This window comes from Methanofollis formosanus, assembly GCF_019633745.1.
GTDB lineage: Archaea > Halobacteriota > Methanomicrobia > Methanomicrobiales > Methanofollaceae > Methanofollis > Methanofollis formosanus.
This window is the reverse complement of record NZ_CP037968.1, coordinates 2,628,859-2,644,114: the sequence shown is the minus strand read 5'-3', so window position 1 is coordinate 2,644,114 and position 15,256 is coordinate 2,628,859. Positions and strand designations below refer to the sequence as shown.

The 15,256-nt window shown below is 63.8% G+C and carries 9 protein-coding genes; 5 read left to right on the top strand and 4 right to left on the bottom strand.

Going from position 1 to position 15,256, the window contains the following annotated elements:
* Nucleotides 1-215 precede the first annotated feature (215 nt).
* Nucleotides 216-5,792: a right-handed parallel beta-helix repeat-containing protein gene (locus E2N92_RS12075; RefSeq protein WP_220681399.1), complete on the top strand. Its 5,577-nt coding sequence runs from the start codon at nt 216-218 to the stop codon at nt 5,790-5,792.
* A gap of 137 nt (nt 5,793-5,929) precedes the next feature.
* Nucleotides 5,930-8,044 (top strand): NosD domain-containing protein, encoded by a 2,115-nt coding sequence (locus tag E2N92_RS12070; protein ID WP_220681398.1) that lies wholly within the window; start codon nt 5,930-5,932, stop codon nt 8,042-8,044.
* Nucleotides 8,045-8,855: 811 nt separating this feature from the next.
* Here the strand turns inward: E2N92_RS12070 and E2N92_RS12065 are convergent.
* The 3 genes from E2N92_RS12065 to E2N92_RS12055 all read right to left on the bottom strand — a co-directional run bounded on the left by E2N92_RS12065 (nt 8,856) and on the right by E2N92_RS12055 (nt 11,001).
* Entirely contained in the window at nt 8,856-9,062 is a 207-nt protein-coding gene (locus E2N92_RS12065) for a histone family protein (RefSeq protein WP_220681397.1), read from the bottom strand.
* A 182-nt stretch (nt 9,063-9,244) separates the two neighbouring features.
* On the bottom strand, nt 9,245-9,997 hold the full coding sequence (gene mtxX, locus E2N92_RS12060; RefSeq protein WP_220681396.1) for a methanogenesis marker protein Mmp4/MtxX: 753 nt from the start codon (nt 9,995-9,997) through the stop codon (nt 9,245-9,247).
* Nucleotides 9,994-11,001 carry a methanogenesis marker 2 protein gene (locus E2N92_RS12055; RefSeq protein WP_220681395.1) on the bottom strand — a complete coding sequence of 336 codons (1,008 nt, stop codon included), beginning with the start codon at nt 10,999-11,001 and terminating at the stop codon, nt 9,994-9,996. The genes mtxX and E2N92_RS12055 overlap by 4 nt, the downstream gene beginning before the upstream one ends.
* 143 nt (nt 11,002-11,144) lie before the next feature.
* Here E2N92_RS12055 and E2N92_RS12050 point away from each other — a divergent pair, with 143 nt between their 5' ends.
* Entirely contained in the window at nt 11,145-12,557 is a 1,413-nt protein-coding gene (locus E2N92_RS12050) for a replication factor C large subunit (RefSeq protein ID WP_220683018.1), read from the top strand.
* A gap of 1,142 nt (nt 12,558-13,699) precedes the next feature.
* Here E2N92_RS12050 and E2N92_RS12045 read toward each other — a convergent pair.
* On the bottom strand, nt 13,700-14,113 hold the full coding sequence (locus tag E2N92_RS12045) for a UPF0146 family protein (RefSeq protein ID WP_220681394.1): 414 nt from the start codon (nt 14,111-14,113) through the stop codon (nt 13,700-13,702).
* A 15-nt stretch (nt 14,114-14,128) separates the two neighbouring features.
* Between E2N92_RS12045 and E2N92_RS12040 the strand changes: the two genes are divergently transcribed.
* Both E2N92_RS12040 and E2N92_RS12035 read left to right on the top strand, forming a co-directional pair.
* Nucleotides 14,129-14,674: an archaemetzincin family Zn-dependent metalloprotease gene (locus E2N92_RS12040; protein ID WP_220681393.1), complete on the top strand. Its 546-nt coding sequence runs from the start codon at nt 14,129-14,131 to the stop codon at nt 14,672-14,674.
* A gap of 50 nt (nt 14,675-14,724) precedes the next feature.
* The gene (locus E2N92_RS12035) at nt 14,725-15,252 is read left to right on the top strand and encodes a universal stress protein (protein WP_246589213.1); all 528 of its coding nucleotides are present in this window, start codon (nt 14,725-14,727) and stop codon (nt 15,250-15,252) included.
* Nucleotides 15,253-15,256 lie beyond the last annotated feature (4 nt).

The following is a 15,256-nucleotide window of genomic DNA, read 5'->3' as shown; positions in this document are numbered from 1 at the left end:
TCTGCCGTTATTTCACCGGCTTCTGGAGTTCTCGAATTTCTCTTCTCCCCATTCTCTCCAATCTATCCCCCATTCGTTCTTTCGCGGCCGATCAAGTTCAAAACAAAAACACATATAACATCTAAAATATAACTCAGCGAATCTTACGCGCCCGACGAGAATGGTGTCGCCTCACACCCCATGAGACCGGCGTTCGTTTCCCGAGGAGGCTTGAAATGAACAAAAATCCCCCCTTCCGAAAAAATGTAGCTCTTTTCATCGTTTTACTCACGGTTCTGCTCTGTCTCGTCCTGCCGGTCGCCGGCGGCGAGGAGGACGCGAGGCCGCCTGAAACCATTGCGCCACCCGAACCGCCTCTGAACATCACGAACGCCACCGCCCCGGTGCTCGACCTCTCGGTCGCCGCCGATCCGCCCACCGGTCCGGTGCCGCTGACGGTCAGGTTCACGAGCGCGGCGAAAGGCCTCGCGGTCGATCTCTGGACCTGGACGGTCGACGGCGTCGCGGTGGTCGGGAACGGATCTGACTTCACCCATACGTTCCACACGCCCGGCACCCACGTCGTCGGCCTCACCGCCGTCAACGAGAGCGCGGCCGTCACCAACACCTCTTCGGTCGACATCAACGTCACCGCCGCCGCACCCGCACCGGCGGCGGTCGTCCGGGCGGACGGCGCCGGTGCCGGTCATCCGAGGGACTGGTATGTCTCTCCGGTGCCGGGCACCGGGAACGTCACCGGTCTCCTGAATATCACCGACCTCGGTGCGGGCGACACCGTCCACATCTGGGGCGCGGCCGGGCATACGTACGAGGGCGGGATCGTCATCGACACACCGAACGTCACCATGAAACGGTGGGAAGGATCGCCGGTGCAACCCCTCATCACCAGCACCTCCGGCACGTCGGCGTTCACCGTCACCGCAGACAACGCGACGTTCCGCGGCCTCAACATCTCCGGGAACCACCTGAACTATGATTCCAGCCTCGGCGCCGGGATCAACGCCACCGGGTCTTTAGAAAACCACCTGAAGCGCCTCACCATAACGAACTGCACCTTTGCCGGGAACACAGTGATCGGGAGGAATACACGCGGCGGTGCGCTCTATGCCAAATATGTCGCCGACCTCCTGGTGGAGGGGACGGCGTTCACCGGCAACTCCGCAGGTCACAACGGCGGCGGGGCATGCTTCTGGAGTTCCAATGACGCCACGCTCGCCAACACCACCTTCACCGGCAACAACGCAATTTGTTGCGGCGGGGCATGGTTCTACTTCTGCGATGCCGCCACGCTCACCAATGCCACCTTCACCGGCAACAACGCACAATACGCCGCCGGCGGGGCAGGCTTCGACATGTGCAATGCCGCCACGCTCACCAATGCCACCTTCACCGGCAACAACGCACAATACGCCGCCGGCGGGGCAGAATTCAGGGATTCCAAGAACGCCACGCTCACCGGCACCACCTTCACCCATAACACCGCAGGCAACAGCGGCGGCGGGGCATCCTTCAGTGGTTGCTATGCCGCCACGATCACCGGCACCACCTTCACCGACAACACCGCATCCGACGGCGGCGGGGCATGCTTCAGAAGTTGCGATGACGCCACCGTCACCAACTGCCGCTTCGACAACCCCACCAACATCTATGCGTATAATTCCACCGCCGCCCTCAACACCGCCCGCACCTCCGGCACGAACATCGCTGGCGGGCCGTACCTCGGCGGCAACCTCTGGCTGAATGATCCTGGACAGAACATCTCCGAGCGGGGCGCGGACGCCGACTTCGACGGCATCTGCGACGATCCGCAGAACACGGAACTCGGCACCGACCACCTCCCCCTCATGCACAGCGGCGGCACCGTGCAGATCAACGCCACGCCCTCCGGCGGCGCCTTCGTCTTCGTCAACGGCACGAACACCACCCGCACCGCGGACAACCCCTTCTACCTCCCGGTCGGGAACCACACGATTTCGGTGCAGAAGGAGGGGTTCTTCACCGGTGAGCGGACGATCACCGTCGCCCCCGCCGGGAACGAACCCCTCGACTTCACCCTCATCGAGAGCAAACACCCGATAGACTGGTACGTCTCGAAGATCAGCGGCAACCTGAACGTCACCGACATCTCCGAGATCCCCGAGATCGGGCAGGGCGACACCATTCACATCTGGGGCGAGGCGCGGTACACCTACGAAGGCGGCATCACCATCGACGCACCGAACGTGACCGTGAAACGCTGGGAAGGATCACCCGCCCAACCGCTCATCACCAGCACCTCCGGCACGTCGGCGTTCACCGTCACCGCCGACAACGCCACCTTCCGCGACCTCAACATCTCCGGGAACCACCTGAACTTTGATTATAGCCGCGGCGCCGGGATCAACGCCACCGGGCTTGATACAAGCCACATACAGCGCCTCACCGTCGCCGACTGCACCTTCACCGAGAACGCGGTTGAAGGGACATCTGCATACGGCGGTGCGCTCTCTGCCAGGTACGTCGACGACCTCCTGGTGGCGGGAACGAAGTTCACCGGCAACACCGCCAGGAGGGGCGGCGGGGCAGTGTTCACGGACTCCCACAACGCCACGCTCACCGCCACCACCTTCACCAACAACACCGCACCCGTCGGCGGCGGGGCATACTTCTTGGAGTGCATGAACGCCACGATCACCACCACCACCATCACCCATAACACCGCAGGCAACAGCGGCGGGGGAGCACTTTTTGATACCTGCGATGCCGCCACGTTCACCAACACCACCATCACCCACAACACCGCGACCAACGGCGGCGGGGCATACTTCGATAGCTGCGATGCCGCCACGTTCACCACCACCACCTTCACCCACAACACCGCACAACACGGCGGGGGAGCACTTTTTGATACCTGCGATGCCGCCACGTTCACCAACACCACCATCACCCACAACACCGCACAACACGGCGGGGGAGCATACTTCGGGGGGTGCGAGAACGCCACGTTCACCAACACCACCATCACCCACAACACCGCAAACAACGGCGGCGGGGCGTACTTCTACGATTCCGCGAACGCCACCATCACCAACTGCCGCTTCGACAACCCCACCAACATCTATGCAATGGACTCCTCCGCCACCCTCAACACCGCCCGCACCCGAGGCACCAACATCGCCGGCGGCCCGTACCTCGGCGGCAACCTCTGGCTCTCGCAACAGGGTAAGGACGCCGACTTCGACGGCATCTGCGACGATCCGCAGAACACGGAACTCGGCACCGACCACCTCCCCCTCATGCACGGCGGCGGCACGGTGCAGATCAACGCCACGCCCGCCGACGCCTTCGTCTACGTCGACGGCACCAACACCACCCGCACCGCGAACAACCCCTTCTACCTCCCGGTCGGCAACCGCACGGTCTCGGTGCAGAAGGAGGGGTCCTTCACCGGTGAACAGACGATCACCGTCACCGCCGGCGCGAACGACCCCCTCACCTTCGACCTCATGGAGAGCACACACCCGATAGACTGGTACGTCTCGAAGATCAGCGGGAACTTCAGCAGTCTCCAGGAGATCCCCGAGATCGGTGAGGGCAACACCATCCATGTCTGGGGCGTGGAGGGGCATACGTACGAGGGCGGGATCGTCATCGACAAACCGAACGTCACCGTGAAGCGGTGGGAAGGGTCGCCGGTGCAACCGCTCATCACCAATCGCTCAGGCACGTCGGCGTTCACCGTCACCGCGGACAACGCCACCTTCCTCGACCTCAACATCTCCAACAACCACCTGAACTATGATAAAAGCCGCGGCGCCGGGATCGACGCCATCGGGACTCAAGGAGACCCCTTACAGCGTCTCACCATAACGAACTGCACCTTTGCCGGGAATACAGTGACCGATACGGTGACCGGGACAGATACATACGGCGGTGCGCTCTATGCCGAATATGTCGCCGACCTCCTGGTGGAGGGGACGGCGTTCACCGGCAACAAAGCAGACGCCGGCGGCGGGGCAGACTTCGATCACTGCGATGCCGCCACGATCACCGGCACCACCTTCACCCGCAACACCGCAGAAGACGGTTGCGGCGGCGGGGCATGCTTCAGAAGTTGCGATGACGCCACCATCACCAACTGCCGCTTCGACAACCCCACTAACATCTATGCAATCGGTTCTTCCGCCGCCGCCCTCAACGGTACCTACACCCCCGGCACGAACATCGCCGGCGGCCCGTACCTGGGCGGCAACCTCTGGCTGAATGATCCCGCCCAGAACATCTCCGAATGGTGTGCGGACGACGACTGCGACGGCATCTGCGACCAGCCGTTGACCATCGACGGCCTCGGCACCGACCACCTCCCGCTCGCGGACGGCGGGAACCGCGGCACCGTGCTCGTCCGCGCCTCCGCTCACGGCGGGTTCGTCTACGTCGACGGCATCAACACCACCCGCACCGCCGACCACTTCCCGGCCCCCGCACCGGTGAGGGCGGCGTCCTACTGCATCCCAGGCCCGCACGCCGCCGACGCCTTCTTCCTCCCGGCCGGGAACCACACCCTCGAGATCGTCGGCCCGACGACCTACGGACGGGCAACACTCAACCTCACCGCAGGCACGACCGAACCGGTGATCGTCGAGATCGGCGAGGTCGATATCAGGGGCTACGCCAGACCCTCGCAGGGCTTCGCACCCCTCAATGTCTCCTTCGACACCGGCTTCACCGACCCCGAACCCGACCGCCACACCTGGACCTTCGGCGACGGCAACGAATCGAGCCCGTGCTACTGGCCGTCTCACACCTACGAGAAGGCCGGGCGGTACACCGCCACCCTGATGGCGGGATGGGGCGAGGGGAGCGACCTCGTCACCCTCGTCCGCACCGTGAACGTCACCGCCGGCATGCCCGCACCCGTCCTCCACCTCACCGCCGCCGAAGGCAACGCACCCTTCACCGTCGGCGTCAATGTCAGCGGCGCCGGGATGCCTGAGAGATGGCACCTCGACCTCGGCGACGGCCGGGCGGTCGAGGGCACGAGCCCCGCCGAGATCAACCGGAGCGTCACCTACGAGAAGGCCGGCACCTACCCGCTCACCCTCACGGTGAGCACCGGAGAGTTTACCAACGCCACCACTGGGACCGTCACCGTCCTCGAACCCCCGGCGACTCCATCCTCTGAATCCAACAGCGGCCAATCACCCATCTCGGCAGCGTCTGCCGCCTCGATCCCGGCCGGAGAGAGCGCCTCCATGAAGACGAGGGGCGCGGCCATCTCTGGGGTGCGGGTGACGGCCGCAGAAACGATCCCGAAGATCATGATCACCGTTGAAAAGACCGTCTGTCCCTCCGGCGTCGACGCACCCGCAGGGTCGGTCTACGAGTACGACGACGTGAAACTCTACCACACGACCGAGGACGCGGTCGAGGGCGCTCTCTTCCTCTTTAGCGTCCCGAAGACGTGGCTCGAAGAGCACGGCCTCGAACCGGCAGACGTCGTGCTGTACCGCTACGACGACGCGTGGCACCCCCTCCCCACCGAGGTCGACGGGGAGGACGAGACCTCCTGGCACTTCTCGGCAAAGAGTCCGGGCTTCTTCCTCTTTGCGATCGGCGGCGAACCCTCTGCGGTCTCGACGCCGGTGATGACGCCCGCCGCAGCGGCCGAGACGGTCGAGACCCTCCCGCCGCCGCCGGCCGCAGGCACGGCGACCCCCACCAAAACCGAACCGCCCTTCCCCACGATGCTGCTCGTCGTCGGGGGGGCGGTTGCTCTCCTCCTCGCCGCATTCGCGGCCTGGAGGATGAGGTAGACCACCACCTCTATTTTTACCGAATCGATGCGCATTTCGGCCTTTTTCGACGCACACAATCCAAAATAAAAACATATATTATATCTAAAATTCAATTCCGCGAATCTTGCCCCGTCCGATTCCCAAGGAGGTCTGCAATGAAAAAAATCCCCCCCTTCCGGAAAAAAATTCCCTTGCTCGTACTCTTGCTGGTGATAGCCCTGACCTGCCTCGTCCTGGCGGTCAGCGGCATTCCCGTCTATCACGGACGTGTCTGGCACGTCTCCTATATCGAAGGCGGCGAGAACCGCACCAGTCTCCACGACATCTCCCGCATCGGGGCGGGCGACATCATCCATATCTGGGGGGCCGAGGGCCATCCCTACGAAGGCGGGATCACCATCGACGTCCCCGGCGTGACCATCAGACGATGGGGAGGGTCGCCCGCCCAACCGCTCATCACCTGCACCTCGCACGCCGCTCCGGCCTTCACCCTCACCGGCGCCGCGGATGACACCGTGCTGTACGACCTCGAGATCTCAGGCAACCTGCTGGAGCGTGACAGAACCCAGGGCGCGGCGGTCAACGCCTTCGGGACCGCCGAAGACCATCTCCAGGGCCTCATCATCACCGACTGCACCTTCACCGGGAACGCGGCGAACGGGAACCCGACCCGTGGCGGGGCGCTCTCCGCCCGCTACGTCGACGACCTCAGGATCACAGAGTCGACCTTCACCGACAACCACGCAGTGTGGGGCGGCGGCGCATACTGCTACGAGTGCGAGGGCGTCACGATCACCGACACCGGCTTCACGCGCAACACCGCGGACGGGGACGGCGGCGGGGCGCGGTTCGACTCCTGCCGCGACGTCGCGCTCACCTCCATCGCGTTCACCGCCAACCACGCAAAGCGCGGCGGCGGGACCTCGTTCGAGAAGTGCAGCGGCGTCACGCTCACCGACGCCACCTTCTCCGACAACCGCGCGGACGGAGATTTCGGTGGCGGCGCACACTTCCATGCATCGTCCGGCACCTCGATCGCCGACGCCACGTTCTCCGGCAACCACGCGGACGAAGGTTTCGGTGGCGGGGTATCTTTCGTTACATCATCCGGCGCCACGATCACCGACACCGCCTTCACCGGCAACAGCGCAAAAGCAGGTGGCGGGGTATGTTTCTCGGACTCCGATGACCTCGCGCTCACCGGCACCGCCTTCACCGAAAACAACGCGGATCGGTTCGGTGGCGGGGTATCCTTCATTACATCATCCGACGCCACGATCACCGACACCGTCTTCACCGGCAACAGCGCAAAAGCAGGTGGAGGGGCCTGTTTCTCGGGCTCCAATGACCTCGCGCTCACCGGCACCACCTTCTCCGAAAACAACGCGGATCGGTACGGTGGCGGGGCATTCGTTGATATGTGCCGTCGCACTACGCTCACCGGCACCACCCTCGCCGACAACTCCGCAGAAACGGGTAGCGGGACATTCTTCCAGTTGTGTGAGGACTCCACGCTCACCGACACCGTCTTCACCGACAACACTGCGACCAACTTAGGCGGGGGGACATGCTTCTGGGAATGCCAGGGCGCCACGCTCACCGGCACTGTCTTCACCGGCAACACCGCGATCGGCGGCGGCGGGGCGCACATCTCGTCCTGCGAGCGTGCCATCATCACCAACTGCCGTTTCGACAACCCCACCAACATCTACGCAGAGGACTCCGCCGGCGCCGTGCTCAACACCCCCCGCCACGGCGGTCGAAACATCGCCGGCGGATCGTTCCTCGGCGGCAACCTGTGGCTCCGGGACCCCGCACAGAACATCTCCGAATGGGCTGCTGACGCCGACGGCGACGGGATCTGCGACGAACCGCTGAACATCGAGGGGTTCGGCACCGACTCCCTCCCGCTGACGTGCCGGAGCGAACCGGCCCCCACCATGGTGGCGACGACGGTCTCCTCGACCGAACCGGCGGGCGCCCGCCCGCTCTCCTCCCGCGATGACCCGACCACGACCACCACGACCGCCGCCCCATCGGCCGGTTCGTCAGGCGAGAGCACCGCAGCACCGGTGAACACCACGGCCACCCCCGTGGCGGAGATGACGGCCGTGATGACCGCCGCAGCACCGGCGGAGACGCCCGTAACGCTCACGACAGCGGCGACGGCGACGGACACGACTCCGGCTGAGACGCAGACGCCCTTCCCCACGGCGATGCTCGTCGTCGCCTGGGCGATCGCCGCGATGGCGATCAGGAGAAGGGAGTAACCGCCCCCCCCCTTTTTTTTCAGCCGGGTTGATTTCCCGATATTCAGACTCCATACGGACGAGGGCGGACGGATCAGACGGGCCACCCCCAATCACAGAATCTTCACCACCGTCTCGCGCCGGGGGAAAAAACCCGGACCCCCCACGACGAAGATAGGGGCGGGGCGGCAACGAAGGGGTGATCCGGGGGGCATCCTGCTCAGAAGGCAGAGCAAGGATCCATGCCCACACTGGAGACCCACAGGAACGTTCAATCGCGTATGCTTGCGGCGTGATCTCGCCCCATGCTGAATTACTATGAAAATGATCCCGAATATCGACCCTTGAGATTTTGATGGAGATTTGAAAACACCTGCACCAGGCGTGGGCCCATACGCAAAGAACATAGACACCTTCTGAACAATTTTTTTTCTCTGCCTTCCCCGCCCTATCTTCATCCCGGGGGTCAGGGGGCAGAGCCCCCGGCGCCGATGTTTGGGAAGGCGTGGTGATCAGGCGTGCCGCCTTCAATCGCAGACTCCTCACCGTCATCTCGCGCCGGGGGTTTCCATCCCCGGACTCCCACGGACAGAGGATAGGTGGGGCGGCGATTGAACTAGGTCTCCATCGAGTCTCCAGTCTTGAAAAAGAGTGATCAAGCGACGAGAAATGTTCATCCCGTATGCTTGAAGGGCATTCTCGCTTCAGGCCCAATTCTCCACAACCGGCCATTCAGGACAGAACTCTGGCAAGCCCACGGACTCACCGGCAGAAAAACAACAGAAGAGAAACGAAACGTCCAAACAGCGTTCAGGAAAGAAAGAGGGGGGGTTCAGGCGGACTTTGCCGCGAGTTCAACGTCCTCTTCCTTGATCGTCTTGCGACCAGCGTGCTGAGCAAGGCGGTTGGCCTCCTTGGTCAGGCCGGCGATGTAAGCCTCGGCCTTTGCGACAAGGGCCGCTGCTGCATCGCTGCCGACTCTCTCTGCACCGTTCTTCTTGGCGATTCTAACAACCGCTGCAATTGGTAAGTCTGCCATGTCCAATTACCTCTAGAATATCAGTTTCTCGAAGAGTATTTAAATATTTCTACTTGAACCGCTCATTATGGCTTTCGATATCGCATTAGGGAGGGAATCTGGGTTCACACCCGGTTTGGGTGAAGGAGATTCGCCAAAAAAATTTGAAAAAGATATGATGAGATTTTGAGAAAATAATGGATTTAATCGGTTTTCCCTGATCCGGCCATCGAGGCGGCGAGGAGGAGGGCACTCGTATAATCGGGGGAGGCGCGCGAAGAATCCACAAAAACCACGCCAATATTGACCACCGGCGCCCCATGTCCCGCCCCCTTCCCGAGGAAGGTGAGCGTGCGAAAGATCAGGTTGCCGGAGATGCCGTCCGGGGCGATGACCACCCCACAGCGCCGCACCGCCTCCTCGATGAGCACCTCGCCGTGCTCCGCACCGCCCAGACGGGCGACCAGTTCGGCGTCGGCGAGGGAACGGTCCACCGCCGGGTGGCGGCCCACGTCGCCGTACCGCCCGCCCGAGAGGACGGCGACGCGATCTGAAAGACCGAACGCACGCGCGATCGGCCGCGCCTTCTCGACAAACGCGAGTTTTTCGGCGACCGTCCATCCCTCGTCCACCCCGACCGGGGCGAAGAGGAACCGCACGCCGTCGGCCGTCTCCAGGAGGGCGATCCGTTCCAGATGGTCGACGCCGCACCCCTCCTTCAGGCACCGCAGCGTCTCGTTCGCCGGCAGGGTGCCCCGCACCGCCCCCGCGATCCGCCCGGCCAGGAGGTCGTCGACCATCGTCTCCCAGGGCCGCTCGCTCTCCCGCGTCTCGACCCCCATACCGTCCATCGCGCCCGGCCGGCAGTAACAGACGGCCTGCACGCGGTCCGCGACCCTTCTGACACTCGCGGCGACCTTCTCCGGGTCGCCGCCGGCCCCGATCCCGATCCTCATACCAGGTCTGTGGTGTTGATGATCCGCATAATCCCCTCGGTCTCCAGGTCGAAGACCGAGGTGTTGACTCCTTCGTACGAGACCGAGAGCGAGCGCGAGTCGTTCACCCACCCGATCGGCCGCGCCGTCATCCCGGTCTCCTCGAAGAGCCGGCAGACCTCCTCGGTGTGCTCGTCATGACAGGTCATGATGAAGCCCATGCCCGGGTACATCCGCACCCAGTGCTCGAAGGTGAGGCCGTTGGCCTGGAGGTCGGGGCGCGGGATGGCGTCGAGTTCGACCTCGGCCCCCTTCTTGGAGGTCTCGAGGAGCATGCCCAGCGTGCCGATGACCCCAGGGTTGGAGATGTCCTTGGCCGCCGTCACCAGGTGGCGGCTCGCGAGTTCCTGCATCACCCCGATCTGCCGGCGCACCTCGCCGGCCGACTTCATCGTCACCGAGTCCCAGTTCATCAGGCAGGAGGGGTGCACCCGGCCGTCGAGATCGATCGCCGCGACGACGCGGTCGCCGGCCTCGGCGGTGCTCGAGTAGAGGACGTCGTCGATCGGCATCGAGCCCATGATCGCCAGGTCGATGACCGAGTACGGGGTGTCCGGGTGGAGGTGGCCGCCCACGATCGGGACGCCGAACTGTTCGGACGCCGCCTGCATCCCCCTCGTCACCTCGTTGCGGAGGTCACCGCTGGTGAAGGAGAGGACGTCGACCATCGCCAGGGGCCGTCCGCCCATGGCGGCGATGTCGTGCACATTCACCAGCACCGCGCAATACCCGGCCCAGAAGGGGTCGGCTTCCATCAGTTTGCTCCAGATCCCGTCTGCTGCCAGGAGGAGGGCCAGATCGTCCTGCCGGATCACAGCGGCGTCTTCTCCGAAGGACGCCACGACATCGGGCTGATCGGTGATCCTGAGACACTCAATCAACTCACCGATCCCGCGCTTCCTCGTAACCCCCTCGTATTCCCGGACCGATCTGGCAACCGAATCGGGGGAACAGTTGTCTACCACGATAACACCAACATCCTGTAAGCTTGTATGGTACTCTTTTTCATCAAAGATAATGTATTTGATTGCGCACCGGAGCCTCAGGCAGGCAGAGCCGCGGGCCATACCACTGCATATTTGAGATCCCCGCCCCTATGATCCTGCATATGGACTGGACCGAGAAGTACCGCCCGCAGAGCCTCCAGGACCTCGTCGGGAACGGGCCAGCCGTGCGCCAGATCTACGAATGGGCCAGGTCGTGGACGCGGGAGAGTCCGCCCCTGATCCTGTACGGGAAGCCCGGCGTGGGCAAGACCTCGAGCGCCCACGCCCTGGCACGCGACATGCGCTGGGAGGTCGTCGAACTGAACGCGAGCGACCAGCGGACGAAGGCCGTGCTGGAACGGGTGGCCGGCACTTCGAGCGCCACGGCAAGCCTCCTCGGAGCCGAGCGGAAGCTGATCCTCCTCGACGAGGCCGACAACCTCCACGGGACCGCGGACCGCGGCGGGGCCCGCGCGATCATCGAGATCGTCAGGCATTCCTGCCAGCCGATCCTCCTCATCGCCAACGACCTGTACGGCCTCCCGAAGGAACTGCGGGCCATCGGGGAACCGGTCCAGTTCAGGGCCATCCAGGCCCGGTCCGTCGTGCCGCGGCTCAGGGAGATCTGCCGGTGCGAGCGGATCGTCTGCTCACAGGAGGCCCTCGAGGCGATCGCGGGGGCGGCCGGCGGCGACGTCAGGGCGGCGGTCAACATGCTCTACGCCTCCTCCCTGGGGAGGGAGAAGGTCGAGGCGGCGGATGTGCACGCCGCCCAGAAGGATCAGCGGGCGACGATCTTCGACCTGGTCGCCTCCACCTACGCGGGGAGAAAGTCGGACAAGGAGTTGATGGACCTCAAGATGGCGGTGGACGACGACCCTGAGGCCGTGCTCCAGTGGCTCGAGGGCAACCTCGCCACCCTCCAGCGTCCCGAGGCCGAGATGCGGGCGTACGTCCCCCTCGCACGGGCCGACGTCTGGCTCGGGCTCACTAGGCGGCGGCAGTACTATGCGCTCTGGAAATACGCCACCGCCACCATGCTCCTCGGCGTCAAGGCGGCTGCGGGCGGCACAGGGGCCCACGGGCGGCTGATGCCCCCGGCCCGGTGGCGGCGGATGGGCAGCGCCCGGAAACAGAAGGCAATCCGGGCCACGGTGATGCAGAAACTCTCGCACGCCCTTTCCCTCCCGCAGCACACCATCAGGGAGGAGTATCTCCCGCTCGTCACCCTCCTCGTCGACGAAGATCCCCTCGCGTATGCCGAGGCGCTCGCCCTCGACGCCGACGAACTCGACTTCTTCCTCCATGACAAGGCCCGGTCGAAGGAGGTGGCGAAGGAGCTCAAGGCCATCGAGCGGGAGCGGAAGAAGAGAGAGAAGGAGAAGGAGAAAGAGCGGGAGAAGGAGCGGAAGAAAAAAGAGAAAACGTCCCGCGACGACCCACCCGCACCGGCACCGGCACCCGAGCCCGAGCCCGAAAAGCCCGAGAAGGCGCAGCCGAAGGTGAACCAGGCCACCCTCTTCGACGCCTTCTAAGGCGCGGGGTCGGTGCCTCGCCTCTTTTTTCCGGATTGTTTCGGGTGTCGTCCCGGTCTTTGTTGTTGGTGATCGGGGGAAGGTGTGATGATCAGAATATGCCGCCCCCCCATCATCGGATCTTTCCCGCAATCTCGCGAGAAGAGAGGATGGGGGACGGCACGGGGCAGGGTGATCCCGCTGAACGAATGATCGCCCTCTCCCGTCCGGGTTCAATCTTCGGGGTCATGACGACAGGGCGGGTGTGGTGATCGATGTGCCGTCCCCGCATCATCGGATCTTTTCCGCAATCTCGCGAGAAGATAGGGCGGGGGGCGGCAAGGGGCAGGATGATCCCGCTGAATGAATGACCGCCCTCTCCCGTCCGGGTTCAATCTTCGGGGTCATGACGACAGGACAGCGTAACGATCAGGACATGCCGCCCCCCATCACTCGATCCCTTCTGCCATCTCGCGAGAAGATAGGGCGGGGGCGGCACGGGGCTGCCGTAGTCCCGCTGAAAAAAGATCGCCCCTCTCCCGTCTGGGTTCTATCCTCGGGGTCATGACGACAGGACAGTGTAACGATCAGGACATGCCGTCCCACCTCGCACGATTTGTTCTGCCGTCTCGCGAGAGGAGAGGGCGGGGGACGGCACGCGGAGGTGCGGTGGTCCTGCTGAAAAAAGATCGGCGCCCTTCTGTCCCGCTCCAATCTCCGGGGTCATGAAAGTGGGACGGCGTGATGATCCAAACGTGCCGTCCCACCTCGCACGATCTGTCCTGCCCTCTCGCGAAAGGATAGGACGGGGGACGGCACGAAACGCATGATCCCGCTGAGAGTAGATCGGCACTCTCCCGTCCAGGTTCTATCTTCGGGGTCATGGCACCAGGACAGCGTGCTGATCAGAACATGCCGTCCCCTCATCATCGAATCTGTCCTGCCCTCTCGCGAGAAGATAGGACGGGGGACGGCACAGGGCGCGTAGTCCCGCTGAAAAAAGATCGCCCTCTCCCATCCGGGTTCAATCTTCGGGGTCATGACGACAGGACAGCGTCATGATCAGAACGGGCCGTCCCCTCATCATCGGATCTTTTCCGCAATCTCGCGAGAGGATAGGGCGGGGACGGCCCCGTCACGATCTCCCCCTCCGCCTTACTTCGTCACGATCGCTTCGGGGCGCGAGAATACCTATGCAGCCGAACCCCGCACTCGATCCGCTCCCCGCCGTCCAGATAGACCTCGTCGCCCAGGTGATAGACCAGGAGGTCGCACCCCAACCGCCGGGCAAGGGCGATGAGCGCCGGGACCATCTCGACCCCGGGCCGCACCGCATAGACGAGGTCGGCGCCCGCGTACCAGGGGAGGGCGGGGGTGAAGACGTCGTCTCGCCTCGTCGCCACCCCCGCCACCACGGGGGGTTCTCTGATGTCGGTCGCCCGCACCCGCAGCCCGGCCTCGCGGCACCGGACAGCGACGTCAGGATTTCTCCCGATACCGATCTCGACGATGTCGGTATACCGGCTGGCAATATACGCTGCGATACAGCCTTCAATACGTTTATACTCGGACGCCACGAATATCTACCTATCATGGGCGTCACGATTATTTGGGACCATCAGGTCCCGACCGGTCTGCAGATGCCGGTGGGGCGGCGGATCGACCTGGTCCTCGGCACCTCGCCCGGCCACGCCGACGCGGAAGGGTTGATCAACGGCTATCACCCGGAACGCAACCAGTACGACGCCCGCGCCGTCCTCGAACGCGTCCTCTTCATGAAACGCCGGGCCGACTCCCGCGACCCCGCCCTCCTCGTCGTCACCCACGACCTCTTCATCGACGGGTGCGACTTCGTCTTCGGCCTGGCCCGCCCCTCCACCGGGTGCGCCGTCGTCTCCCTCGCCCGCCTGGACAACGCCTATTACGGCCGGCCCTCCGCCTTCGACGACCTCGCCGACCGGGTGGCGAAAGAAGGGGCGCACGAGATCGGCCACCTCCTCGGCCTGGAGCACTGCGCCGACCCCGAATGCGTGATGTTCAAGCCCGAGACCCTCGACGACCTGGACCGGAAACGGATGCGCCTCTGTCCGGCCTGCCGCGCCCGCCTCCGGGACGGCCCCTCAGGGGAGAAGTGTTAAAGGCCCGCCTATCATACTATCACGGGATCACAATGGGGTATTTTACTTCATTGATTCAGAGAAAGTTCAAGGACGTGGCCGGGAAGCGGTACGACACCGTCGTCAGGGAGTACCGCGAGTTCCTTCTCACCGAAGAAGAGGCCAGGATACCGGAGGTCGCCTCCATCCTCATGCCGCTCGACTACTTCGTGAAGGAGATCCCGCCGGTCCTGTACGAGACCCTCTCGACCTACGAGGGGGCGACAGTCTCGCTGGTGTACATCATCGACATGGAGGTAATCAGGATCGTCGAAGACAGCCTCGACGAGGCGGTGATCCAGGACTTTAAACAGAAACGCGAAGCCTTCGGAGAAGAGCTCCTCAAACGGGCGGTATCGGAACTTGAAGCCGCCGGGCTCTCGGTGAAGAGCAGGCTCTTCTCAGGAAAGAAATATGAGAACATCCTCGAACTCGCCGGAGAGCACGACATGATCGTGGTCTCGAAGCAGTACGGGGCCTCGACGACCGAGATCTCGCCCCTGAGTTCGGTCACCCTCAAACTCGCCCAGACCGCTGACATCCCGATCATTGTCTACTAGAGAT